The 25,939-nt window shown below is 71.0% G+C and carries 19 protein-coding genes; all 19 read left to right on the top strand.

From position 1 onward, the window contains the following. Nucleotides 1-33: 33 nt before the first annotated feature. The 19 genes from pheS (at nucleotide 34) to tyrS (ending at nucleotide 25,247) form a co-directional block, all read left to right on the top strand. A complete protein-coding gene (gene pheS, locus ABZV93_RS12635; protein ID WP_354934040.1) occupies nucleotides 34-1,143 on the top strand; it encodes a phenylalanine--tRNA ligase subunit alpha in 1,110 nt (369 codons plus the stop codon). Next, on the top strand, nucleotides 1,143-3,620 hold the full coding sequence (pheT, locus tag ABZV93_RS12630; RefSeq protein ID WP_354934037.1) for a phenylalanine--tRNA ligase subunit beta: 2,478 nt from the start codon (nucleotides 1,143-1,145) through the stop codon (nucleotides 3,618-3,620). The genes pheS and pheT overlap by 1 nt, the downstream gene beginning before the upstream one ends. 70 nt (nucleotides 3,621-3,690) lie before the next feature. Next, nucleotides 3,691-4,554, top strand: coding sequence for an SDR family oxidoreductase (locus ABZV93_RS12625; protein WP_354934035.1), 864 nt, complete (start codon nucleotides 3,691-3,693; stop codon nucleotides 4,552-4,554). 213 nt (nucleotides 4,555-4,767) lie between these two features. Further along, a complete protein-coding gene (locus ABZV93_RS12620; protein WP_354934032.1) occupies nucleotides 4,768-6,342 on the top strand; it encodes a Rieske 2Fe-2S domain-containing protein in 1,575 nt (524 codons plus the stop codon). Between the two features lie 94 nt (nucleotides 6,343-6,436). Next, on the top strand, nucleotides 6,437-7,183 hold the full coding sequence (locus tag ABZV93_RS12615; RefSeq protein WP_354934030.1) for a M50 family metallopeptidase: 747 nt from the start codon (nucleotides 6,437-6,439) through the stop codon (nucleotides 7,181-7,183). 370 nt (nucleotides 7,184-7,553) lie between these two features. Beyond that, nucleotides 7,554-9,524 (top strand): ABC transporter substrate-binding protein, encoded by a 1,971-nt coding sequence (locus ABZV93_RS12610; protein WP_354934027.1) that lies wholly within the window; start codon nucleotides 7,554-7,556, stop codon nucleotides 9,522-9,524. 46 nt (nucleotides 9,525-9,570) lie between these two features. Then, nucleotides 9,571-10,560 carry an ABC transporter permease gene (locus tag ABZV93_RS12605; RefSeq protein ID WP_354934025.1) on the top strand — a complete coding sequence of 330 codons (990 nt, stop codon included), beginning with the start codon at nucleotides 9,571-9,573 and terminating at the stop codon, nucleotides 10,558-10,560. A gap of 12 nt (nucleotides 10,561-10,572) precedes the next feature. Then, on the top strand, nucleotides 10,573-11,748 hold the full coding sequence (locus tag ABZV93_RS12600) for an ABC transporter permease (RefSeq protein ID WP_354934023.1): 1,176 nt from the start codon (nucleotides 10,573-10,575) through the stop codon (nucleotides 11,746-11,748). A 20-nt stretch (nucleotides 11,749-11,768) separates the two neighbouring features. Further along, the gene (locus tag ABZV93_RS12595; protein WP_354934021.1) at nucleotides 11,769-14,084 is read left to right on the top strand and encodes an ABC transporter ATP-binding protein; all 2,316 of its coding nucleotides are present in this window, start codon (nucleotides 11,769-11,771) and stop codon (nucleotides 14,082-14,084) included. Between the two features lie 166 nt (nucleotides 14,085-14,250). Then, the gene (gene argC / locus ABZV93_RS12590; protein ID WP_354934019.1) at nucleotides 14,251-15,282 is read left to right on the top strand and encodes an N-acetyl-gamma-glutamyl-phosphate reductase; all 1,032 of its coding nucleotides are present in this window, start codon (nucleotides 14,251-14,253) and stop codon (nucleotides 15,280-15,282) included. A 164-nt stretch (nucleotides 15,283-15,446) separates the two neighbouring features. Next, entirely contained in the window at nucleotides 15,447-16,625 is a 1,179-nt protein-coding gene (argJ, locus tag ABZV93_RS12585; RefSeq protein ID WP_354934017.1) for a bifunctional glutamate N-acetyltransferase/amino-acid acetyltransferase ArgJ, read from the top strand. A gap of 171 nt (nucleotides 16,626-16,796) precedes the next feature. Further along, complete coding sequence (gene argB / locus ABZV93_RS12580; protein ID WP_354934816.1) at nucleotides 16,797-17,675, top strand: acetylglutamate kinase; 879 nt, start codon at nucleotides 16,797-16,799, stop codon at nucleotides 17,673-17,675. Beyond that, nucleotides 17,672-18,880 (top strand): acetylornithine transaminase, encoded by a 1,209-nt coding sequence (locus tag ABZV93_RS12575; protein WP_354934015.1) that lies wholly within the window; start codon nucleotides 17,672-17,674, stop codon nucleotides 18,878-18,880. Before argB ends, ABZV93_RS12575 begins: the two co-directional genes overlap by 4 nt. Continuing rightward, entirely contained in the window at nucleotides 18,880-19,830 is a 951-nt protein-coding gene (argF, locus tag ABZV93_RS12570; RefSeq protein ID WP_354934013.1) for an ornithine carbamoyltransferase, read from the top strand. Before ABZV93_RS12575 ends, argF begins: the two co-directional genes overlap by 1 nt. Then, a complete protein-coding gene (locus ABZV93_RS12565) occupies nucleotides 19,830-20,534 on the top strand; it encodes an arginine repressor (RefSeq protein ID WP_354934011.1) in 705 nt (234 codons plus the stop codon). The genes argF and ABZV93_RS12565 overlap by 1 nt, the downstream gene beginning before the upstream one ends. A gap of 1 nt (nucleotide 20,535) precedes the next feature. Then, nucleotides 20,536-21,735, top strand: coding sequence for an argininosuccinate synthase (locus ABZV93_RS12560; RefSeq protein WP_354934010.1), 1,200 nt, complete (start codon nucleotides 20,536-20,538; stop codon nucleotides 21,733-21,735). A gap of 31 nt (nucleotides 21,736-21,766) precedes the next feature. Then, entirely contained in the window at nucleotides 21,767-23,197 is a 1,431-nt protein-coding gene (gene argH / locus ABZV93_RS12555) for an argininosuccinate lyase (protein WP_354934008.1), read from the top strand. Next, the gene (locus tag ABZV93_RS12550; protein WP_354934006.1) at nucleotides 23,194-23,916 is read left to right on the top strand and encodes a DNA-3-methyladenine glycosylase; all 723 of its coding nucleotides are present in this window, start codon (nucleotides 23,194-23,196) and stop codon (nucleotides 23,914-23,916) included. Before argH ends, ABZV93_RS12550 begins: the two co-directional genes overlap by 4 nt. 59 nt (nucleotides 23,917-23,975) lie before the next feature. After that, nucleotides 23,976-25,247 (top strand): tyrosine--tRNA ligase, encoded by a 1,272-nt coding sequence (gene tyrS / locus ABZV93_RS12545; RefSeq protein ID WP_354934813.1) that lies wholly within the window; start codon nucleotides 23,976-23,978, stop codon nucleotides 25,245-25,247. Nucleotides 25,248-25,939: the final 692 nt, after the last annotated feature.

Below are 25,939 nucleotides of genomic sequence, written 5' to 3'. Positions count from 1 at the left end.
GCGTACGACTGGATGAGGGGAACTCCGCGGAAGATGTCGGGCCCGAACACCAACTACGACCCGGTCGAGGTCACGCCGCTGCACGCCGACGAGGTGGAGCGGATGCGGGCCGAGGCGGTCGCCGCGATCGAAGCCGCCACCGACCTGGACGCCCTGCGCGCCGCCCGGCTCGCCCACGCCGGCGACCGCAGCCCGCTCGCGCTGGCCAACCGGGAGATCGGTGCCCTGCCACCGCAGGCCCGCAAGGACGCCGGCATGCGGGTCGGCGCCGCCCGCCGGGCTGTCAACGAGGCGTTGTCGGCCCGCCAGGCCGTCCTCGAGGAGGAGCGCGAGGCGCGGATCCTGGTCGAGGAGGCCGTCGACGTCACCCTTCCCTGGGACGTCGAGCCGCGCGGCGCCCGGCACCCGCTGACCACCACCCAGGAGTTCGTCGCCGACGTGTTCGTGGCGATGGGCTGGGAGGTCGTCGAGGGGCCCGAGGTCGAGGCGGAGTGGCTCAACTTCGACGCGCTGAACATCCCGCCGGACCACCCGGCGCGCACCACGATGGACACGTTCTTCGTCGACCCGCCCGAGGCCGGGCTGGTGCTGCGTACGCACACCTCGCCGGCGCAGGCCCGCACGATGCTCACCCGCAAGCCGCCCATCTACGTCGTGGCGCCGGGCCGGGTCTACCGCACCGACGAGCTGGACGCGACGCACACCCCGGTCTTCCACCAGGTCGAGGGCCTGGTCGTCGACGAGGGCATCACGATGGCGCACCTGAAGGGCACGCTGGACCACTTCGCCGAGGCGATGTTCGGGCCGGGCCTTTCCACCCGGCTGCGCCCGTACTACTTCCCGTTCACCGAGCCGAGTGCCGAGCTCGACCTGCAGTGCTTCGTGTGCCGGGGCGAGTCGGTCGGCAACCCGGACCGTCCCTGCCGCACCTGCGCCAGCGAGGGCTGGATCGAGTGGGGCGGCTGCGGCATCGTCAACCCGCGGGTGCTCACCGCCTGCGGCGTGGACGCCGAGCGCTACTCCGGTTTCGCGTTCGGCATGGGCATCGAGCGGACGATGATGTTCCGCAACGGCATCGAGGACATGCGCGACATGGTGGAGGGTGACGTCCGGTTCACCCGTCCGTTCGGAGGGGAGATCTGATGCGGGTCCCGATGTCGTGGCTGCGCGAGCACGTCGACCTGCCGGCCGGCGTCACGGCCCGGGAGGTCGCCGACGCGCTGATCCGGGTGGGCCTGGAGGTCGAGGCGGTCGAGCCGGTCGGCGCCGACGTCAAGGGCCCGTTGACGGTGGGCCGGGTGCTGGAGTTCGCCGAGGAGGCGCAGAAGAACGGCAAGACGATCCGCTGGTGCCATGTGGACGTCGGCGAGGGCGAGCCGCGCGGCATCGTCTGCGGCGCACGCAACTTCGCCGTCGGCGACCTGGTGGTGGTGGCGCTTCCGGGCGCCACGCTGCCGGGCGACTTCACCATCACCGCGCGGAAGACCTACGGCCACGTCTCCGACGGCATGATCTGCTCGGCCAGCGAGCTTGGTGTCGGCGACGACCACGCCGGCATCATGGTGCTCGACCCGGCCGAGGGCGCTCCCGGCGACGACGCCGCGCCGATCCTGCACCTGCGCGACGACGTGCTCGACATCGCCGTCACCCCCGACCGCGGCTACACCATGTCGATCCGCGGCGTGGCCCGGGAGGCGGCGACCGCGTTCGGGGTGGGCTTCTCCGACCCGGTGCGCACCGACCTGTCCGTGCGGGCGTCCGACGCGGGGTACCCGGTGCGGGTCGAGGACCCGGCCGGGTGCTCGGTGTTCGCCGCGGTCACGGTGCGCGGCTTCGACGCCGCCGCGGCCAGCCCGCGCTGGTTGGCCCGGCGGGTGCAGCTGGCCGGCATGCGGCCGATCTCCGCGGCCGTCGACGTCACCAACTACGTCATGCTCGAACTCGGCCAGCCCATCCACGGCTACGACCGCTCCCGGCTGGCCGGGCCGATCGTGGTCCGCCGGGCCGAGCCTGGGGAGAAGCTGCAGACCCTGGACGGCGCGACCCGCGAACTCGACCCCGAGGACCTCCTCATCACCGACGACTCCGGGCCGATCGGCCTGGCCGGGGTGATGGGCGGCGCGACCACCGAACTGTCCGGGGACACCCGCGACGTGGTGATCGAGGCCGCCCACTTCGACGCGGTCGCGGTGGCCCGCACGTCCCGGCGGCACCGGCTGTCCAGCGAGGCGTCCAAACGCTTCGAGCGGGGTGTCGCGCCGGGGATGCAGGCGTACGCCGCGCAGCGGGTCGCCGAGCTGCTGGTCGCCGTGGGCGGCGGGCAGGTCGAGCAGGACGCGACCGTGCTGGGCGCGCCGCCCGCCCCGCCGCGGGTCACGCTGCCGGCCGACCACTCCGCGCGGGTCGCGGGCTACGCCATCCCCGTCGAGACCACCGTCCGCCGGCTCCGCGAGGTGGGCTGCGAGGTCGAGGTCGCCGGGGACGAGCTCGTCGTGACGCCGCCGTCGTGGCGACCGGACCTCACCGACCCGAACGACTTCGCCGAGGAGGTCGTCCGCCTCGAGGGCTACGACGCGGTGCCGAGCGTGCTCCCGGTCGCACCGCCCGGGCTGGGGCTCACCGCCGACCAGCGGCTGCGGCGGGCCATCGGCCGGCTGCTCGCGGGCCCGGGATACGTCGAGGTGCTGGCGTACCCGTTCGTCGGCGAGGCCGACTTCGACCGGCTGCGGCTGCCCGCCGACGACGCGCGCCGCCGCGCGCTGGCGCTGGCCAACCCGCTGTCGGAGGAGGAGCCGCTGCTGCGGACGACTCTGCTCCCCGGGCTGCTGGCGATCGCCCGCCGCAACGTCGGACGGGGTACGACCGACCTGGCGCTGTTCGAGCTCGGCGCGGTGTTCCGCCCGCGTCCGGACACACCCCCGGCACCCCGGCTGCCGGTCGGCCACCGCCCGGCCGACGAACAGCTCGCCGCCCTGAACGCCGCACTCCCCGACCAGCCCCGGCGCGTCGCGGTCGTCCTTACCGGCGACCGTGCGCCGGCCGGCTGGTGGGGCCCGGCCCGGCCGGCCGGCTGGGCCGACGCGATCGAGGCCGCCCGCACCGTCGCCCTCGCCGCCGGCGTCGAGCTGACCGTGCGCGCGGACGACCACGCACCCTGGCACCCCGGCCGCTGCGCGGCGCTGTACGTCGGCGACACGCTCGTCGGGCACGCCGGGGAGCTGCACCCGAAGGTCGTCGAGGCGTACGGCCTGCCGTCCCGGGCCGCCGCGATGGAGCTGGAGATCGACCGGCTGCCGGGGGAGCGGGCTACCGTCACCGCGCCGAGGATCTCCGCCTACCCGCCGGCCAAGGAGGACGTCGCCCTGGTGGTCGACGCCGCCGTACCGGTCGCCGAGGTCGCCGGCGCGCTGCGCGAGGGCGCGGGCCCGCTGCTGGAGTCCGTCCGGCTGTTCGACGTCTACACCGGCGAGCAGATCGAGGCGGGCACGAAGTCGCTGGCGTTCGCGCTGCGGTTCCGCGCACCCGACCACACCTTGACCGAGGCGGAGGTCGGGGCCGCCAAGCAGGGTGCCGTCGACTCGGCCGCCCGGCGTACCGGCGCGGTGCAGCGCGGCGCCTGACCATCGGTCCTCGGTCGGGGCGACCCGACCGGCCGACCCCGAGCACGTACGACGGAAAGGATCGGCCGCGATGCCCGGCAACGCACCTGCCAACGCCGGAGACGCCGGGAACGCCCGGAACGCCCGACCGGAGAGCCGGGTCGCCCTGGTCACCGGCGCCAGCCGGGGGATCGGGCGGGAGGTCGCGCTGGCGCTGTCCCGGGCCGGGCTCGCCGTCGGACTGACCTCGCGGTCGGCGAAGCCGCTGGAGGAGGTCCGCGAGGAGTGCCTCGCCGCCGGTGCCCCGGCGGTCGCGGTGGCCGCCGCGGACGTCACCCGGCCGGCCCACGTCACCCTCGCCGTCGAGCGGGTCAGCTCCGAGCTGGGGCCGGTCGACCTGCTGGTCAACAACGCTGGCCGGATCGAGTCCACCGAGGTGCCGGTGTGGGAGTCCGACCCCGACGAGTGGTGGTCGGTGGTGGAGACCGACCTGCACGGCCCATACCTCTTCTGTCGTGCCGTACTCCCCGGCATGGTCGAGGCAGGCCACGGCCGGGTGGTCAACGTCACCACCGGCGCCGCGGTCCGCGACAGCGCGATCTACTCCGCGTACGGCGTCGCCAAGACCGGCCTGCTCCGGCTCACCGGCTCGATCGTGGCCGCCGGGGCCGACGCCGGCATCACCGCGTTCGACCTCGCGCCCGGTGTCGTGGTGACCGACATGACCCGCTCCATGGCGATGCACGACGACCGGACCGACTGGACGCCGGTCGAGGAGTTCACCGACCTGGTGGTCGCGGTGGCCAGGGGCCGGCTGGACCCGCTGTCCGGCCGCTACCTGCGCGCGGGTGCGGACAAGGTCGACGACCTCCTCGCGGCGGCCGGCGACCTCGCCCGCACCGACGCGCGCACGCTGCGGCTGCGGCCCTTCGGCGAGGGCGACCCGCTGGCCTGAGTGCCGCCTGCGCGCACCGACCGCCGTACTTGCCCGCACGGAATTCGCCGGACCGAAACGCCCCCTGACCCGCGTTGATGAGGAAATTCTCATCAACGTGGGTCGGCCGGACGTGGCCGACTTGTGATCGTCACTAATGGCCGGTAGTCGATCGGAGGTGCCGGTACTTTCTGAGAAGCACCTCATCCATGAGAGACCAGCGGGGGAGTTCTCATGAAGGTCACCTCGATCGGGCACGCCGGTTTCTACGTCGAGACCGTTGCGGGCACAGTTCTGTGCGACCCGTGGGTCAATCCCGCGTACTTCGCCTCCTGGTTTCCTTTCCCGGACAACTCCGGGCTGGACTGGGCCGCGTTCCGGCACCCCGACTACCTCTACGTTTCCCACCTTCACCGGGACCACTTCGACCCCGACCACCTGCGCGAGGGTGTCTCCCACGACACGACGGTGCTGCTTCCGGACTACCGCACCCCCGACCTCGAGGACACCCTGCGCGGGATCGGCTTCACCCGCTTCGTAACGGTCCCGAGCGGGCAGCCGGTCGAGCTCGACGGCGGCCTGCGGGTGATGATCGTGGCGCTCACCTCGCCCAGTGACGGGCCGATCGGCGACTCCGCGCTGGCGCTGGACGACGGCACGGCGCGCATTCTCAACCAGAACGACGCCAAGCCGGGCAACCTCGAGCAGCTGCGTGCGTTCGGCCCCTACGACGTGCACTTCCTGCAGTTCTCCGGCGCCAACTGGTGGCCGATGGTGTACGACCTGTCCGACGCGGCGAAGATCGCGTTCGGCACCAGCAAGCGCGCCAACGGGCTCGCCCGGGCCTACCGGTACGTCGAGGAGGTCGACGCGAGGTACGTCGTACCCTCCGCCGGCCCGGCGGCGTTCCTGGACCCCGAGCTGATGGCGTACAACGATCTCGACGACTCACCGGCCAACCCGTTCCCCGACCACCCGGCCTTCGTGGAGTACATGCACGCGCAGGGGCGCGACAACGCGAAGCTGATGGTCCCGGGCAGCGTGGCGACGATCGCGGACGGCAAGGTCGACGTGGTGCACCCGGGGGAGGACGCGTTCCGGCCCTACCACGAGAAGGCGAAGTACCTCCGCGCCTACGCCGAGCGCCGGCGCGCCCAGATCGGGGCGGAGAAGGCCTCCTGGCCGGCGCCGGGGATCGACTTCCTGCCCGCGATCAAGGAGTGGTTCGAGCCGCTGCTGGCGATGGCCGACCACATCTGCGCCGGGGTGGGCGCGATGCTGCTGCTGGAGATCGGTGACCACACCCAGATCGTGGTCGACTTCGTCGAGCGGGAGGTACGCCCGTGGGCGGGCGAGCGCTGCCGGTACCGCTTCCGGTTCGCCCAGCCGATGGTCGAACGCCTGATCGCCGACCACGAGATCGACTGGGTGAACAGCCTGTTCCTCAGCATGCGGTTCAGCGCCGCCCGGGTCGGCCCGTACAACGAGTTCGTCTACACGTTCTTCAAGTGCCTCTCGCCCGAGCGCATGGCCTACGCCGAGCAGTGGCACGCCACCCAGGAGGACGAGCTGGAGGAGATCCAGCTCGGTAGCTGGCTGGTGCAGCGCACCTGCCCGCACCGGCAGGCCGACCTCGGGTACTTCGGCGAGGTGGAGGGCGACACGCTGCGCTGTTCCATGCACGGGTACGAGTTCGACCTGAAGTCGGGCAAGTGCCTGACCGCGAGCGACCGGCCGATCCGGGCCCGGCGGGCGGCGGCGGACGCCGAGCCGCTGCACGACGAGCGGCACGAGGTGCCCGAGGACTGACCGGCGGACGGCCGTGCGGCCCGGCCCGTCGAGCGGGCGCGGGCTGCCCGGCCCTCCTCAGCCTCCGCTCAGCCCGGCGGGCTACGGTCGCGCCATGGCGGCTGCGGACGACCTCGGTCAGGTGTGGCAGGACGTGCTGGGCACCCAGCCGCGGCTGTCCGACGCCGCGCTGCTGGCCTGTGCCGCGGCGGCTCTGGTGGCGGTCTGGGTCCGCCGGCTGTGGCGGGTGACGCGCCAGGTGGTCACGATCGTGCACGAGGGCGGGCACGCGCTGGTGGCCCTGCTGGTCGGCCGCCGGCTGGCGGGGATCCGGCTGCACTCCGACACCTCCGGGGTCACGGTGTCCAAGGGCCGTCCCACCGGGCCCGGGATGGTGGCCACCGCCGCTGCGGGATACCTCGCGCCGTCGGTGCTCGGGCTGGCGTACGCCGCCATGCTCGCCGGCGGCCGGATCACCGCCCTGCTGTGGCTCAGCGTCGCGCTGCTGGCGGTGATGCTGGTGGCGATCCGCAACGCCTACGGCGTGGTCGCGGTGCTGGTGACCGGCCTCGGCCTGTTCGTGGTGTCGTGGTACGCCCCGGCACGAGCGCAGGCCCTGGTGGCCGGTGCGTTCACGTGGTTCCTGTTGCTGGCGGCCTTCCGCCCGCTCACCGAACTCCAGCGCAAGCGTGCCACCGGCCGGGCTCGCGACTCCGACGTCGACCAGCTGGCCCGGCTGACCCGGATACCGGCGATGGTGTGGGTCGCGGTGTTCGCGCTGGTGGCGACCGGCGCTCTGGTCCTCGCCGTCACCTGGCTGCTTCCGGTGGCAGCGGCCCGTACCTGGGCTGTCGGCGGCTGACCTGAGCGGGCGTCACCCGACACGTCACGGCAACAGGCGGCCGACTCGTGCCGGCGTCGACTCACACACTGCGGCTACAGGCGGCTGACCCGGGCCGGCCGACCCCCCGGCGGCGTTCACGTCCAGTTGTGGACGTACGACGGTGGGCAAACGGACGTAACTGTTGTCTGGGTGGATTCCGTCCCTTATGTTCGCCGGACCGGCCCCACCCACACCGCGAGGTTCGGTGAGTTCTTCGCGGCCCCCGGGTGTGCGACCGGTGTGATGCACGGTCCGGACAGCTCGAGTTCCCCTTGTAGGCACAGCCTGGGAGAGCGCTTACCTGACGTGTGGGGTGGCGTTCCGAGGGCCCGAATCCTGGAGGTGCGCGATGACGCCATCCGACACCCCGCGTCCCAGCCGCAGAGACCTCCTGACGTGGGGAGGCGGTGCGCTCGCCACGGCCTCGCTGTCCGGTTGTTCGTTCCTATCCACGGATCCGAGCGACAAGAAGGCCGCCGCCGGCGGAGCCGCCCAGGAGGCGAAGAAGGGCAAAGAGGCGCCCATGCTGGCGCAGCTGGTCAAGGACGGGAAGCTGCCCAAGGTCGAACAGCGGTTGCCGAAGACGCCGCTTGTCGTGCAGCCGACGGAGAAGGTGGGCATCTACGGCGGGACCTTCCGGGCCGTTCTGGTGAACGCCGCGGACACCTCCTGGCTGGGCCGCACGATGGGGTACGAAGCCCTGATGCGGTTCGACCCCACCGGGCGGAAGGTCATCCCGAACATCGCGGTGTCGGTCACTCCCAACGCCGCCGGCGACGAGTACACCATCAAGCTCCGTGAGGGCATGAAGTGGTCCGACGGCAAGCCGTTCACCGCCGACGACCTCGAGTTCGGCTTCAACGACTGGCTGCTCAACTCCGAGCTCAGCCCGGTGGTGCCCGACTGGATCAGCAGTGCCGGGAAGCCGGCGAAGCTCACCAAGGTCGACGACGTGACGGTGAAGGTGACCTTCCCGCAGCCGAACGGCCTCTTCCTCTCCAAGCTGGCGTACAACACCTTCTTCGCGCCCAAGCACTACCTCCAGCAGTTCCACAAGAAGTACAACCCCGACGCGCAGAAGCTCGCCAAGCAGCAGAAGATGACGGCCTGGACCGACCTGTACGGCGCGAAGAACGACCACTGGGGAAACCCGGAGCTGCCGACGTTGTGTGCATGGGTGACGAAGAACCCCCTGGGCACCGGCAGCCGGGTGACGTTCGAGCGCAACCCGTACTACTTCAAGACCGACCCCGACGGCAGCCAGCTTCCCTACCTGGACCGGGCCAACTTCGACGTCACCTCCGACGTCCAGGTGATCCTGCTCAAGGCGTCGGCCGGCGAGCTGGACATGACGACCCGGCACATCAACACCCTGCCGAACAAGCCGGTCCTGGCTCGCGGGCGCGAGAAGGGGCAGTACCACTTCATCACGCTGGAGAACACCGTGATGAACGACATCGTGATCTCGCTGAACCTCAACCACAAGGACCCCGTACTCCGGAAGATCTTCCAGGACAAGAACTTCCGCGTCGGGCTCTCGCACGCGATGAACCGGCCGGAGATGATCCAGTCGGTCTTCCAGCGCCAGGGTGTGCCGTGGCAGGCGGCGCCGGACGAGCGGTCGGAGTTCTACGACGAGGAGTTCGCCAAGCAGTTCACCGAGTACGACGTGGCGAAGGCGAACTCCTACCTCGACAAGGCCGGATTGACGAAGAAGGACCCTGCGGGCTTCCGGCTGCGCCCGGACGGCAAGCGGCTGAGCTTCCAGGTCGAGGTGGCGAGCCCCTCCCTCACACCGTCCTGGGTCGACGGCACCCAGCTGGTGGTGCAGTACTGGCAGAAGGTCGGCGTCGACGCGAAGATGAAGAACGAGGACCGCACGCTCTTCTACGAGCGCAAGGACCCGACCGCCAACGAGCACGACGCCGGGGTCTGGATGGGTGACGGCGGTCTGCTGATCGAGAAGCTCGAGCCCCGGTGGTACTTCCCCTTCAGCAGCGAGTCCATCTACGCCGAGCTGTGGCAGCAGTGGTTCAACACCTACGGCAAGGAGGGTGAGGAACCGCCGCCGGAGACGCGCAGGCAGATGGAGCTGTACCGCAAGCTCATCGACACCATCGACCAGCAGGAGCAGAAGGCGCTCTACAAGCAGATTCTGCAGATCGCCAAGGAGCAGTTCTACTGCATCGGCTGCGTCCGCATCCCCAACTCCTACGGCATCGTGAAGAACAACTTCCACAACGTGCCGGCCAAGATGCCGGAGGCGTCCATCATGGCGACCCCCGCCCTGAGCAATCCCGAGCAGTGGTACAAGTCCTGACCCTGACGACTGCCCACACGAGCGCGGTGCGAGGAGGTAGCCGGACGTGTTGACGTACATGGGGCGGCGGATCCTGTTGATGATCCCGACCGTCTTCGCCATCTCCGTGGTGGCGTTCATCATCATCCAACTGCCACCGGGCGACTACCTGACCACCATCGTCTCCCAGCTGCAGTCGCAGGGCGACCAGATCGACAAGGCGCAGTTGGCGGCGCTGTCGGCGAGGTACGGGCTCGACCAGCCGGTGTACGTGCAGTACCTCAAGTGGATCGGCGGCATCCTGCACGGCGACTTCGGCATGTCGTTCGCCTGGAACAAGCCGGTGTCGGCGCTGCTCGGCGAGCGGCTGGGCCTCACCATCGTGCTGGCCATCACCACGCTGCTGTTCACCTGGGCCGTTGCGTTCCCGATCGGCGTCTACTCCGCGGTCCGGCAGTACTCCGTGGGCGACTACCTCGCCACCACGCTGGGGTTCCTCGGCCTGGCGGTCCCGAACTTCCTCATCGCGCTGGTCCTGATGTGGGTGGGCCTGAACTACTTCGGGCTCAGCGTCGGCGGGTTGTTCTCCCAGGACTACGTCGATTCCGCGTGGAACCTCGGAAAACTGATCGACCTCCTCAGCCACCTGTGGGTGCCCGTGGTCGTCCTCGGGGCGGCCGGTACGGCGGGTCTGGTCCGGGTCCTGCGGGCGAACCTCCTGGACGAGTTGCACAAGCCCTACGTCGTCGCCGCCCGGGCGCGCGGAATGCCCGAACGCCGGCTCACGGTGAAGTATCCGCTGCGCGTCGCGCTGAACCCGTTCGTGTCCACGATCGGGTGGGTGCTTCCGGGGCTGGTGTCCGGTGAGGTCATCGTGGCGCAGGTGCTGTCGCTGCAGACGACCGGACCGCTGCTCCTGGACGCGCTGAAGAGCCAGGACATGTACCTCGCCGGCTCGATCATCCTGATCGTGAGCGTGCTCACCGTGATCGGCACCCTGATCTCCGACATCGCCCTGGCCTGGCTGGACCCGCGGGTCCGGCTCAGCCACCGGTAGGCGGGAGCGACGATGACACAGCAGACACTTCCTGCGGACGAGGGAACCGGACCGGTCGTCGAGCCGGACGGCCCGGCCGCCGAGGCGGGTGCGAAGGGCGACACCGCGATCGCCGTCGCACCGCAGTGGAAGCTGGTGTGGTGGGGCTTCAAGCGGCACAAGCTCGCCATGGCCGGACTCGTCGTGACCGTGGTGATCTACCTGCTCGCGATCTTCGCCGAGTTCCTCGCGCCGTACTCCAGCGGGCACTACAACCCCGACTACGCCTACGCGCCGCCGCAGCGGCTGCACTTCGTCGACGACGGCAAGTGGGGCATGTACGTCTACGGCTACAAGTCCAAGCAGGACCCCACCACGCTGGAGCTGACCTGGACCACCGACGAGAACAAGAAGGTGCCGGTGAGCCTGTTCGCCAAGGGCGAGTCGTACAAGCTGTTCGGGCTCATCCCCGGCGACCGGCACCTGATCGGGCCCAGCAAGGGGGCGAAGGGCCCGCCGATGTACCTCATCGGCGCCGACCGCAACGGCCACGACCTGCTGTCCCGGATCATTCACGGGTCCCGGGTGTCGATGTCCATCGGCCTGGTCGGGGTGGCGTTCGCGTTCGTGCTCGGCGTGGTGCTGGGCGGGGTGTCCGGCTTCTTCGGCGGCGTCGTGGACACGCTCATCCAGCGCGCGGTGGAGTTCTTCATGTCCGTGCCCACGCTGCCGCTGTGGCTCGGCCTGGCCGCCGCGGTGCCACCCGGCTGGGGTCCGCTCAAGCGATACTTCGCGGTCACCGTCATCTTGTCGATGATCGCCTGGACGCACCTGGCCCGGGTGGTACGCAGCCGGTTCCTGTCCCTGCGGGAGGAGGACTTCGTGACGGCGGCGACGATCGACGGCGCCAGCCAGCCGCGGATCATCTTCCGGCACATGCTTCCATCGTTCTCCAGCTATCTGATCGCCTCGCTCACGCTGTCGATCCCGGGCATGATCCTCGCCGAGACGTCCCTGTCGTTCCTCGGCCTGGGCCTGCAGGCGCCGGTGGTGAGCTGGGGCGTCCTGCTGCAGGAGGCGCAGAACATCCGCGCGGTGGCCACCGCGCCCTGGCTGCTGCTGCCCGGTGCGACGGTCGTGGTCGCCGTCCTGGCGCTGAACTTCCTCGGTGACGGCCTGCGTGACGCGGCGGACCCGTACAAGCACTGACATCCGTGGTGGAGGCTCGCATGAACCAGTCCAGTCGCTCCGAGGTCGCCGAGGGCGGCGGTCGCCGCGGTCGTGCCCGCGGCCGTGGCCCGGGTGCGGCGCCGGCCGCCACGTCGAGTCCGGCTGCCGACCCGTCGACGCTGCTGCGCATCACCGACCTGCACACGCACTTCACCAGCCGGGAGGGCGTCGTCCGCGCGGTGGACGGAGTCGACCTGACGGTGCCCAAGGGCCGTACGGTCTGCGTCGTCGGTGAGTCCGGCTGCGGCAAGTCGGTCACGGCGCGGTCCATCCTGCAGCTCGTCGACCGGCCCGGGGCGATCGCCGGCGGCCGGATCGACTGGCGTCCGAGCACCGACGCGGGCTGGACCGACCTCGCCAAGCTCGACCCGCGTGGTGAGGAGATCCGGCGGGTGCGCGGCGCCGAGATCGGCATGGTGTTCCAGGAGCCGATGGCCTCGCTCTCGCCGATGTACACCGTGGGCGACCAGCTCATCGAGGCGATCCAGCTGCACCTGCAGCTGCCCAGGCAGGAGGCGCGCGAACGGGCCGTCGCCCAGCTGCGCCGGGTCGGCATCCCGCAACCGGAACGCCGGATGGACGCCTACCCGTTCCAGCTGTCCGGCGGCATGTGCCAGCGGGTGATGATCGCGATCGCGCTGTCCTGCGACCCGGCGTTGCTGATCGCGGACGAGCCGACCACCGCGCTGGACGTGACCACGCAGGCACGCATCCTCGACCTGCTGAAGGACCTGCAGGACCAGACGGGGATGGCGATGGTCTTCATCACCCACGACCTGGGCGTGGTGGCGGAGATCGCCGACGAGGTGACGGTCATGTACCTCGGCAAGGTCGCCGAGCACGGCACCGTACGCGAGATCTTCGACGAGCCGAAGCACCCGTACACCCAGGCCCTGTTGCGTTCGATCCCCACCATGCGCGGCGCGGGCCGGCAGGGACGCCAGCGACTGGCCGCGATCCGCGGGATGGTGCCGCACCCGCAGAACCGCCCGGCCGGCTGCCCCTTCCACACCAGGTGCGACCGGGTGATCGCCGGGGTGTGCGACAAGCAGGACCCGCCGCTGGTGCGGTTCGGACGTGACCACCTGGCCCAGTGCCACCTGTACCGCGGGTCGGGCGAGCCGGCCGCCGTGGGCGCCGGCGCGCCGGGCGGACGTACGGCCAACGGCGACCAGGCACCGTCGGGACCGGTGGTGCTGGAGACACCGAAGGTGCCGGCCGGTGGCGCGGGTGGCGCACCGGTCGAGGTGCGGGAGCGTCCGGCCGGCCCGCCGTCCCGGTCGCAGCACGCGTCGGGCTCGGCGCTGGTCGAGGTGCGCGACCTGTCGATGCACTTCCCGATCAAACGTGGCATGTTCGGCCGCACCACCGGTGCCGTGCGCGCGGTCGACTCGGTGGACCTCACCATCGCGCCGGGGGAGACGCTGGGCCTGGTGGGGGAGTCCGGGTGCGGCAAGACGACCCTCGGCCGCTGCCTTGCCCGGGTGCTCCAGCCCAGCTCCGGCGAGATCCGGTACCGCCGGGCCAACGGTGAGACCGTCGACCTGGCCCGGCTGCGCAACCGTGAGCTCGCGCCCTACCGCCGGGAGATCCGGGTCATCTTCCAGGACCCGTTCTCCTCCCTGAACCCCCGGATGACACTGCTGCAGCTGGTGGGGGAGCCGCTCCGGACGAACAACCTCGCCCAGGGTTCGGAGCTGCAGGACCGGGTGGCGGACATGCTGCGCCGGTGTGGTCTGCGGCCGGAGTACATGCGGCGCTACCCGCACGCGTTCTCCGGCGGTGAACGTCAGCGGATCAACATCGCCCGCGCCCTGATCACCGAGCCCCGGCTGGTGATCGCGGACGAGGCGGTCTCGGCGCTGGACGTGTCCGTGCGGGCGCAGATCCTCAACCTGCTGGCCGACCTCCAGTCACAGTTCGACCTCACGTACCTGTTCATCTCCCACGACCTGTCCGTGGTGGAGCACCTGTGCGACCGGGTGACGGTGATGTACCTCGGCTCGATCGTGGAGACCGCCGACACGTCCTCGCTGTACACCCAGCCGCACCACCCCTACACCGAGGCGCTGCTGAACGCCGTGCCGCTGCCGGACCCGCACAACCGGCGGGCCCGGCACGAGCATGGCCTGCCCGACGACCTCCCGGACGCGGCGAACCCGCCCTCGGGGTGCCTGTTCCACACCCGCTGCCCGCACGTGCAGCTGGACCGCTGTGGCTCGGAGGTGCCGGAGCTGCGGCAGACCGGTGCACACCATCTCGCGGCCTGCCACTTCGCGGAGGAGCTCACGCTGAGCGGCGCCACCCGGAAGTGACCCGACGTGGCGGGTGTGGCGGGTGGCGGGTGGCGGTGTGGGGGCGGGTGCCGGTGCGGGGAGGTACCGGACGCGCGGGTGAATATGTGAGAGTCGCCGACCTCGGTTGCATGGCCATGCATGATCGGGCATACTCATGCAGAACCAACCGAGGGGTGACGTGACCATGGGTTTCAGTGCGGCGGTGGCAGGTGCGAGCGGCTATGCCGGTGGCGAGCTGCTGCGCTTGCTCCTCGCCCACCCCGAGATCGAGATCGGCGCGGTGACCGCCGGCTCCAACGCCGGCACACCGCTGGGTCAGCACCAGCCGCACCTCACCCCGCTCGCCGACCGGTTGCTGGGGGAGACCACCACCGACACCCTGGCCGGCCACGACGTGGTCTTCCTGGCTCTCCCGCACGGTCAGTCCGCGGCCGTCGCCGCGAGCCTGCCCGACAACGTGCTGGTCGTCGACTGCGGTGCCGACTTCCGGCTCACCGAAGCCGCCGACTGGCAGCGGTGGTACACCGGCGACCACGCCGGCACCTGGCCCTACGGCCTGCCCGAGCTGCCCGGCCAGCGTGACCTGCTGCGTCCGGCCCGCCGGATCGCGGTCCCCGGCTGCTACCCGACCGTCTCGACCCTCGCGCTGCTCCCGGCCGTGGCCGCCGACCTGGTGGACGCCCGCGACGTCGTGGTGGTCGCCGCGTCGGGCACCTCCGGTGCCGGCCGGTCGGCGAAGCCGCACCTGCTCGGCAGCGAGGTGATGGGCGCCATGTCCGCCTACTCCGTGGGCGGCACCCACCGGCACACCCCCGAGATCGAGCAGAATCTCCGGCTGGTCTCCGGCTCGCCGGTCACCGTGTCCTTCACGCCCACCCTGGCGCCGATGCCGCGCGGCATCCTCGCCACCTGCACGGTGCGCGTCCGTGACGGCGTGGACACCGCGGCCGTCCGCGAGGCCTACGCCCAGGCCTGGGCCGACGAGCCGTTCCTTCACCTGCTTCCGGAGAGCGCCTGGCCGAGCACGGCGGCGACGCTCGGTTCCAACGCCGTGCACGCGCAGGTGGCGGTGGACGACCGGGCCGGGAGGCTGGTCGCGGTCGCGGCGCTGGACAACCTCACCAAGGGCACCGCGGGTGGTGCCGTGCAGTGCATGAACCTCGCGCTCGGCATCGCCGAGACCACCGGTCTGAGCACGGTCGGGCTGGCGCCATGAGCAACCACTGCGGATCCTCCGCCTGCGAAGGACAGTGGACCGGGCATCGCTACCGGCGACGACGAGGCCGGCCCCGCCGATAGCCCGGCTTCGCCACCGTCGCCGGGCGGTCTCGGCGGACACCCGTCGTCCGTACCCGATCCTCGCCCCCGAAAGGCACTCCCTTGTCCGTCACCACCCCCCTCGGCTTCCGGGCATCCGGCGTGACCGCCGGCCTCAAGCCGAGCGGCAACCCCGACGTCGCCCTGGTCGTCAACGACGGCCCCTCCTTCACCGCCGCCGCCGTGTTCACCGACAACCGCTGCAAGGCCAACCCCGTCCTGTGGAGCGAGCAGGTCTGCAAGGACGGGCAGGTTCGTGCCGTCGCCCTCAACTCCGGCGGAGCCAACTGCTACACCGGTCCGGCCGGCTTCCAGACCACCCACGCCAGCGCGGAGCACACCGCGCAGGCGCTGACCGCCGCGGCCGTGCCCGGCGCGGACGCCACCGCCGCCATCGACGTCGCGATCTGCTCGACCGGCCTGATCGGCGAGCTGCTCGACCGCGACAAGCTGCTGGGCGGCCTCACCGAAGCCGTGGCGACGCTGTCCGACGACGGCGGTCAGGCGGCCGCGACCGCGATCATGACCACCGACACCCGGTCCAAGCAGGCGACGCACGCCGGGGCGGGCTGGTCCATCGGGGGCATGGCCAAGGGCGCGGGCATGCTCGCGCCCTCGCTGGCGACCATGCTCGTGGTGATCACCACCGACGCCATCCTCGACCCGGTGGCGGCCGATCTCGCTCTGCGTGCGGCCACGTCGGTGACCTTCGACCGGCTCGACTCCGACGGGTGCATGTCGACCAACGACACGGTCCTGTTGATGGCCAGCGGCGCCTCCGGGGTCACCCCCACCCACGAGGAGTTCACCGCCGGGCTGACCGCCGTCTGCCACGACCTTGGCCAGCAGCTGATCGGTGACGCAGAGGGCGCCGAGCACGACATCGCGATCGAGGTGGTGCACGCCGCGACCCAGCAGGACGCGCTGGACGCCGCCCGGGCCATCGCCCGGAACAACCTCTTCAAGTGCGCCGTCTTCGGCAAGGACGCCAACTGGGGCAGGATTCTCGCCGCGGTGGGCACCACCCGGGCGGCGTTCGACCCGGCCACCCTGGACGTCGCCTTCAACGGCGTGTGGGTCTGCCGCGACGGCGGGATCGGCGAGTCCCGGGACCTGGTCGACCTCTCCGCGCGCCAGGTGGAGGTGACCGTCGACCTCAAGGCGGGGCAGGAGTCGGCGACCATCTGGACCAACGACCTGACTCATGCCTACGTCCACGAAAACTCCGCGTACTCCACCTGAGCCAGTCCTTCGACCAGTGCACCACGAGCCACGCATGGGACGTGCCGACGCATGAGCACCACACCGACCACACCCAACGCACCAGGCCCACAGAGCACCCTGGGCGCGCCGAGCGGGGCCACGACGGCGAAGGGGCCCGCCCAGGTCCGGACCAGGGACCGCCTGCAGGCGATGCGCAAGGCCGAGACGCTGATCGAGGCGCTTCCGTGGTTCGAGCAGTTCCACGGTTCCATCGTCGTGATCAAGTACGGCGGCAACGCCATGACCGACGACGCGCTGAAGCGCGCCTTCGCCCAGGACATCGTGTTCCTGCGCTACGCCGGCCTGCGGCCGGTGATCGTGCACGGGGGCGGCCCGCAGATCAGCGAGATGCTCAACCGACTGGACATCCCCAGCGAGTTCCGGGGCGGTCTGCGGGTGACCACACCGGAGGCGATGGACGTCGTCCGGATGGTGCTCGTGGGCCAGGTCGGGCGGGAGCTGGTGGGGCTGGTCAACTCCCACGGTCCGTTCGCGGTCGGCCTGTCCGGTGAGGACGCCGGTCTGTTCACCGCCGAACGCCGCACGGCCACCGTCGACGGCGAGGCGGTCGACATCGGCCTGGTCGGCGACGTGGTCTCCGTACGCGCCGAGGCGGTCCGCGACCTGATCGAGGCCGGTCGTATCCCGGTCGTGTCGAGTGTCGCGCCCGACGTCGACGGGCAGGTCCACAACGTCAACGCCGACACCGCCGCGGCCGCGCTCGCCACCGCGCTGGGAGCCCGCAAGCTCATCGTTCTCACCGACGTGGAGGGCCTCTACCGCGACTGGCCCGACAGCGACGAGGTGATCAGCGAGCTGGACGTCCACGAGCTCGCCGGACTGCTGCCGTCGTTGGCCTCGGGCATGGTGCCGAAGATGGAGGCATGCCTGCGGGCCGTACGAGGTGGGGTGCCCCAGGCACACGTGATCGACGGGCGGGTCGCGCACTCGCTGCTGCTGGAGATCTTCACCGACGAGGGCATCGGCACCATGGTCGTGCCGGCGCAGCAGGAGGGAACCTACGCATGAGCGTCTGGCCGCAGTACGACACCTGGGCGGAGCGGTTCTCCACCGCTCTGATGCCCAACTACGGCGTCCCGCCGGTGGCTCTGGCCCGTGGTGAGGGATGCACGGTCTGGGACCTCGACGGCAACAGCTACCTCGACTTCATCGCGGGCATCGCGGTGTCCTCTCTCGGGCACGCGCACCCGGCACTGGTGGAGGCCGTCTCGACCCAGGTCGCCACCCTCGCGCACACCTCCAACCTGTTCCTCCACCAGCCCGAGGTGCTGCTCGCCGAGCGCCTGCTCGCCCTGCTCGGCCACGACGGCCGGGTGTTCTTCGCCAACAGCGGGACGGAGGCCAACGAGGCCGCGCTCAAGCTGGTGCTCCGCAACGCCGCCGACACCGGCCGCAGCTACGTCGTGGCCGCCGACAACGGCTTCCACGGCCGCACCATGGGCGCCCTCTCCCTGACCGGGAAGGCGGCGATCCGCGAGCCCTTCGGGCCGTTCGGCATCGACGTGCGGTTCGTCCCCTACGGCGACGCCGACGGGTTGAAGAACGCCGTCACCGACGAGTGCGCAGGCGTCTTCCTCGAGCCCACCCAGGGCGAGGCGGGCGTGGTCCCGCCACCGCCGGGTTACCTCACCGCCGCCCGGGAGATCTGCGACGCGACCGGTGCCGTGCTGGTCCTCGACGAGATCCAGAGCGGGATCGGCCGGACCGGCACCTGGTTCGCCCACCAGCACGAAGGCGTACGCCCCGACGTCCTCACCCTCGCGAAGGGGCTCGGCGGCGGGCTGCCGATCGGCGCCTGCATCGGCGTCGGCCGGTTCGGGCAGACGTTCGCGAAGGGCGACCACGGGTCGACCTTCGGCGGCAATCCCGTCGCCGTCGCGGCCGCAATCGCCGTGCTGCACACCATCGAGGCGGAGGGCCTGCTGGACCACGTGGCGAAGGTGGGCACCGAGCTCGCGGACGCTATCTCGGCTCTGCCGCACCCGCTGGTCTCGGGAGTCCGCGGCCGGGGCCTGTGGCTGGCGGTCGTGCTCGCCGAGCCCAGGGCCGCGCAGGTGCAGGCCGCCGCCCAGCGGGCGGGGTTCCTCGTCAACGCCGTGCAGCCGAACGCGATCCGGCTGGCGCCACCGCTGATCGTCACGTCGGAGCAGGCGCGATCCCTGGTCGACGCGCTGCCCGGCATTCTCGACACCGCTTCCACCGAGGAGTCCTGATGGTGCGGCACTTCCTGCGGGACGACGACCTGAGCGGCGCCGAGCAGGCGCAGGTGCTCGACCTCGCCGACACGATGAAGAAGGATCGCTTCGCGTTCCGCCCGCTGGAGGGGCCGCGGGTCGTGGCCGTGCTGTTCGACAAGTCCTCCACCCGCACCCGGGTCTCCTTCAGCGTCGGCATCACCGAGCTGGGCGGCTACCCGATGGTGATCGACGCCCAGAGCGCCCAGCTCGGGCGCGGCGAGTCGATCGCGGACACCGCCAGGGTGCTGGACCGGCAGTGCGCCGCGATCGTCTGGCGTACCGCCGGTCAGGACCGCATCGAGGAGATGGCCGCCGTGAGCACGGTGCCCGTCGTCAACGCGCTGACCGACGAGTTCCACCCGTGCCAGATCCTCGCCGACCTGCAGACCGTTCGCGAGCACAAGGGCCGGCTGGCCGGCATCCGGCTCAGCTACCTCGGCGACGGCGCCAACAACATGGCGCACTCCTACCTCCTCGGCGGTGCGATCGCGGGAATGCACGTCCGCGTCGGCACCCCGCGCGGTTACCAGCCGGACCCGTCGGTGCTGGCCCGGGCCACCGAGATCGCCGCCGCCGGCGGCGGGTCGGTCGCAGTGGTGGCGGATCCCCGCGAGGCACTCGAGGGTGCCGACGTGGTGGCGACCGACACCTGGGTGTCGATGGGGCAGGAGGAGGAGGCGACCAACCGGTCCGCACCGTTCGTCCCGTTCGCCGTGACCGAGCAGGCGATGAGCCACGCGGCATCCGACGCGATCGTGCTGCACTGCCTGCCCGCCTACCGTGGCAAGGAGATCGAGGCCGGCGTCATCGACGGCCCGCGAAGTGTCGTCTGGGACGAGGCCGAAAACCGCCTGCACGTGCAGAAGGCCCTGCTCACCTGGCTGCTGGAGCGGTCACGAGAAGAGCATCCGGGTCAGGAGGTGTGATGAACCACGACACGACCACCGACCAGGTCCCGGCCAAGGGATCACGATCCCGGCCCAGCAGGGACGAGCCCTCCCCGACCGGCGACCAGGCGCTTGCGATGACCGGCCGGAAGGCGACGAGATCCGCGGGGCCCAAGGTCGGCGACGTCGACCTGACCACCCCGCGTCCCGGCACCGACGTGCCCCGCGTGGCGATGACGAAGACCGCCCGCCACCAGTACGTCGTGGAGGTGCTGTCGCGTACCGAGGTGAGGTCGCAGGCGGAGCTTGCCGACCGGCTGGCCGAGGAGGGCATCGCGGTGACGCAGACCACCCTGTCCCGCGACCTGGACGAACTCGGCGCGGTCCGGGTGCGCACCGCCGGCGGCGCCCTCGTCTACGCCCTGCCCGGCGAAGGCGGCGACCGCACACCGCGAGCCACCCCGGACGCACCCTCGGTGGCAGAGGCGAGGCTTGCGCGGGTCTGCGGCGAACTCCTCGTCTCCGCGGTCCCGTCGGCCAACCTCGTGGTGCTGCGGACCCCGCCTGGCGCGGCCCAGTTCTTCGCCTCCGCCCTCGACCACGCCGAAGTCCCCGGTGTCATCGGCACCATCGCCGGGGACGACACTGTGCTCGTGGTCGCCCGCGAACCCGACGGCGGCACCGGTGTCGCCGACCAACTGCTTGCGCTCGCTCGCAAGAACCAACCCACGAAGGAGCAATGACATGACCGAGCGCGTGGTGCTCGCCTACTCGGGCGGGCTCGACACTTCCGTGGCGATCGGCTGGATCGCCGAGCAGACCGGTGCGGAGGTCGTGGCCTGTGCGATCGACGTCGGCCAGGGCGGAGAGGATCTGGACACGATCCGCAAGCGCGCCCTGGAGTGTGGGGCGGTCGAGGCCGTCGTCGTGGACGCCAAGGACGAGTTCGCCGACGGCTACTGCTTTCCGGCCCTCGCCACCAACGCCCTGTACATGGAGCGGTACCCCCTGGTCTCCGCCCTGTCCCGGCCGCTGATCGTCAAGCACCTCGTCCAGGCGGCCAGGCAGCACGGGGCGAGCGTCGTGGCGCACGGTTGCACCGGCAAGGGCAACGACCAGGTCCGGTTCGAGGTCGGCGTCGGCGCGCTGGCTCCCGACCTCAGGGTTCTGGCTCCGGTCCGCGACTTCGCCTGGACCCGCGAGAAGGCGATCGCCTACGCCGAGCAGCACGGGCTGCCGATCGACGTCAGCAAGAAGTCGCCGTTCTCCATCGACCAGAACGTCTGGGGCCGGGCCGTGGAGACCGGGTTCCTCGAGGACCTGTGGAACGCCCCCACCGAGGATGTCTACGACTACACCCAGGACCCCGCGGTCGCCCGGGAAGCCGACGAGGTGGTGGTTTCGTTCGAGGCCGGCCGTCCGGTCGCTCTGGACGGCAAGCCGGTGACGATGCTGGAGGCGATCCAGCAGCTCAACGCTCGCGCCGGCGCTCAGGGGGTCGGTCGCCTCGACCTGGTGGAGGACCGCCTGGTGGGCATCAAGAGCCGCGAGATCTACGAGGCGCCGGGTGCGATCGCGCTGATCACCGCGCACCAGGAGCTGGAGAACGTCACCGTGGAGCGCGACCTCGCGCGGTTCAAGCGCCAGGTGGAGCAGCGGTGGACCGAGCTGGTGTACGACGGGCTGTGGTTCTCGCCGCTGAAGCGGGCCCTGGACAGCTTCGTGGACGCCTCGCAGGAGCAGGTCTCCGGTGACATCCGGATGACCCTGCACGGTGGCCGGGCGGTCGTGAGCGGTCGCCGGAGCGCCGCCTCGCTCTACGACTTCAACCTCGCGACCTACGACGAGGGCGACGTGTTCGACCAGTCGCTGGCCCGCGGGTTCGTCGAGCTCTGGGGGCTCCCCAGCAAGATCGCCGCCAAGCGTGACCTCGGGAAGTCCTGAGTCACCTGCACCACGACGAGGAAGGAACTCCGTGATCGAGGAGCACCTGCCGGGCGATCAGCCGACCCGGCTCTGGGGCGGCCGCTTCGCCGCCGGTCCCGCCCAGGCACTGGCCGCCCTGTCGAGGTCGGTGCACTTCGACTGGCGGCTGGCGCCGTTCGACCTGGCTCAGACCCGTGCCCACGCCCGGGTGCTGCGCCGAGCGGACCTGCTCACCGATCCGGAGCTGGCCCGGGTCGAGGAGGCGATCGACGTGCTCGCCGCTGAGGTGGCGGCCGGCACGTTGGCGCCGCGACCTGACGACGAGGACGTCCACACCGCGATCGAACGCGAGTTGCTGGACCGGCTCGGCCCGCTCGGGGGCAAGCTGCGGGCCGGCCGGAGCCGCAACGACCAGGTGGCGACGGACTTCCGGCTGTACCTCCGCGCACAGGCACGGGTGCTGGTCGCCCTCGTGGCCGACCTGCAGGAGGCGTTGCTGGAGCAGGCCGGGCAACACGCCGCGTCGCCGGCACCCGGCTTCACCCATCTCCAGCACGCGCAGCCGGTCGCCTTCGGGCACGAGCTCGCCAAGCACGTGCACGCACTGGCCCGGGACGTCGACCGGCTGCGTGACTGGGACGACCGGGCGGCTACCTCGCCGCTGGGGGCCGGCGCGCTCGCCGGCTCCTCGCTTCCGCTCGACCCGGAAACGGCCGCCGCCGACCTCGGATTCCTCCGGGCGTCGGAAAACTCGCTGGACGCGGTGTCCGACCGCGACTTCGTGGCGGAGTTCCTCTTCTGCACGGCGATGCTCGGCGTCCACCTTTCCCGGCTGGGCGAGGAGTACTGCCTGTGGGCGTCCACCGAGTTCGGCTGGGTCCGGCTCGACGACGCGTTCGCCACCGGTTCGTCGATCATGCCGCAGAAGAAGAATCCCGACGCCGCGGAGCTCGTCCGCGGCAAGTCCGGCCGGTTGATCGGGCACCTGACCGGAATGCTCACCACGTTGAAGGGCATGCCGTTCGCCTACAACCGCGACCTGCAGGAGGACAAGGAGCCGGTCTTCGACACGGTGGACCAGCTCGTCCTCGTTCTGCCCGCCATCACCGGCATGGTCGCGACCAGTACGTTCGACACCGACCGGATGGCCGCGGCCGCTCCACTCGGCTTCGCGCTCGCCACCGACGTGGCGGAGTGGCTGGTACGCCAGGGCGTGGCCTTCCGAGACGCGCACGAGATCGCGGGCGCCTGCGTACAGGAGTGTGAGCGTCGCGGCGTCGACCTGCCTGACCTCGGCGACGACGATCTGGCGGCGATCTCGCCCCATCTCACGCCGCAGGTGCGCACCGTGCTGAGCGTCCAGGGCGCGCTGGACGCACGCTCCGCGCTCGGCGGTACGGCGCCGGTCCGGGTGCGCGACCAGCTGTCCCGGCTCCGGCCGCGCACGGAAGAGGCTCGGGAGTGGGCGCGCGGGGGATGACCGACGATCTGCGCGCGCTGCTCAGCCGACCCGTGCTCGAGGTGGCGCCCGCTCTGCTCGGCCGGGTGGTCGAACACCGGACCGCCGAGGGGCTGGTCGCCGTCCGGCTGACGGAGGTGGAGGCCTACGACGGCCCGAACGACCCCGGCTCGCACGCCTACCGCGGCCGCACCGCACGCAACGCGGTGATGTTCGGCCCACCAGGCCACCTCTACGTCTACTTCACCTACGGCATGCACTGGTGCATCAATCTCGTATGCGGGGACAACGGGCACGCCAGTGCGGTCCTGCTCCGGGCCGGCGAAGTGATCACGGGGGAGGACCTCGCGAAGTCCCGCCGGTCGGCGGCCCGCTCGGCTCGCGACCTGGCCCGCGGACCGGCCCGGCTCGCCCAGGCGCTCGGCGTGGACCGCGCGGGCAACGGCCTGGACACGTTCGCCCCGTCCTCGCCCGTACGCCTCGGGCCAGGCGAGCCGGTGGCGGCCGCGAGCATCCGGCGCGGACCCCGGGTCGGGTTGGCAGCTGCCGCGGACCGGCCGTGGCGGTTCTGGGTGGACGCCGAGCCCACGGTCTCCGCCTACCGCCCGCACGCGCCCAAGCGCCGGCGGAGCGCCGCCGCACCCGGCCCCACCACCGCCGCCGCACCCGGCTCGGGCACTCTTGGAGTCGAGGCAGCCACCGCCCAACCATCGATCCGACCGAGGAAGGAACTACGGTGACCGGTCCCGGGGACAACACAGAGCAGCAGGCGGCGCGGTCAACGCCGTCGGCACAGTCGGTGCTGGACGACCTGCGCTGGCGCGGGCTGCTCGCGGAGTCGACCGACGAGGCCGCGCTCCGCGCCGCGCTCGCGGAAGGACCCGTCACCTATTACGTCGGTTTCGACCCGACCGCACCGAGCCTGCACCACGGCAACCTCGTCCAGCTCGTCACCGCTCGGCGGCTGCAGCAGGCCGGCCACACGCCACTGCTCCTGATCGGCGGGTCCACCGGCCTGATCGGCGATCCCAAACCGGACGCCGAACGCACCCTGAACGACCCGGAGACGGTGGCCGGCTGGGTCGAACGCCTGAAGCGGCAGGTCACGCCCTTCGTCGACTTCGACGGGCCGAACGCCGCGCAGATCGTGAACAACCTCGACTGGACGGCACCGGTCAGCGTGCTGGAGTTCCTCCGCGACATCGGTCGGCACTTCCGGGTCAACAAGATGATCCAGAAGGAGGTCGTGAAGGCGCGGCTGGACACCGAGCAGGGAATCGGGTACGCCGAGTTCAGCTACCAGATCCTGCAAGCGTTCGACTACCTCGAGCTGTTCCGCCGGTACGGCTGCACCCTGCAGACCGGTGGCAGCGACCAGTGGGGCAACATCACCGCCGGTGTCGACCTCATCCGCCGGGCGGAGGGCGCCACCGTGCACGCGATGGCGACGCCGCTGCTCACCCGGTCCGACGGCACCAAGTTCGGCAAGAGCGCAGGCGGCCTGACCGTCTGGCTGGACCCGGAGATGATGTCGCCGTACGCCTTCTACCAGTTCTGGTTCAACACCCCGGACGCCGACGTCGGTCAGTACCTCCGCGTCTTCAGCTTCCGTTCCCGCGAGGAGCTGGAGGCACTGGAGAAGACCACCGCCGAACGCCCGGCCGCTCGGGAAGCCCAACGAGTCCTGGCCGAGGAGCTCACCACGCTCGTCCACGGCGCGGACGAGTGCGCCCGGGTGATCGCGGCCTCCGGTGCCCTCTTCGGCCGAGGTGCCCTCACCGACGTCGACGGCCGGACCCTGGACGCCGCGCTCCGTGAAACGCCCCACGTCCGCGTCGAACGCGACAGCGAGGGCGCGCTCCCACCGCTGGTCGATCTCCTCGCCGAGACCGGCCTGGTGGCCAGTAGATCCGCTGCGCGGCGGACCGTCGACGAGGGTGGCGCCTACCTCAACAACGAGCGGGTCACGTCGGTCGAATCCGTGCCCTCCACCGACGACCTGCTCCACGGCCGGTGGCTGGTGTTGCGCCGCGGACGGCGCAACGTCGCGGGCGTGGAGGTGGCCCCGTAGGTTCCACTCCTCGTGCTCCGGAGCCACCGGGCACGGCCTGCGCTGTGCGTGTCATGCCCCACTTCGGAGTAGCTGGAACGCCGTCATCTGGAGGATCGGCGGGCACGACTTGACGGCCCGCATCAAGCTCCGTATAGTTCAACTCGCTCCGCACGGGTCGCGGGACGCCAACTGGCGGCCGGTCCGGCGGGGATCCTCTGGAGCCGACGCCGTTCGTTCGGTGCACTGCTTGTGCACGGCGAGTGGATCGAGACGAGGAGCCGAGCTCCGCAGGGCCCGATTTGCGGGTTTGCGAAGAGGTCGGTAAGGTAGCTCGAGTCGCTGCGAAGCGCGGGACACCGATAGGTGGCCGGCCCGGTGACATCCCCCCAACGAAACAACACCTGACGCCGGAGTCTGCGGACATCGGAAGAGGGTTATGCTTCATGGGGTGAATCGGTTCGAAATCACCCGATTTGCCTGGGTGAGAGCGAATTGCTAAGCTAGAACGGTTGCCCCAAGAACCGGGCTGAGAGGTCGGGTTCTGGTGTGTGTCTGATCCTTGAGAACTCAACAGCGTGCCGAAAGTCGATGCAGTGTTTTTTGCCCCGTTGGCAGGATGCTGTGCGGACCTGATGGTTTGTGTGGTGTTTTGTCGCGGATTCCTTTGGTGACGGCAGCTCCTTTTTGGGGTTGTTGTTTGCTGGGGTGGC

This window comes from Actinopolymorpha sp. NPDC004070, assembly GCF_040610475.1.
In the GTDB taxonomy this organism is placed as follows: Bacteria; Actinomycetota; Actinomycetes; order Propionibacteriales; family Actinopolymorphaceae; genus Actinopolymorpha.
The sequence above is the reverse complement of the archived record's forward strand: the minus strand, read 5'-3'. Positions and strand labels throughout refer to the sequence as shown.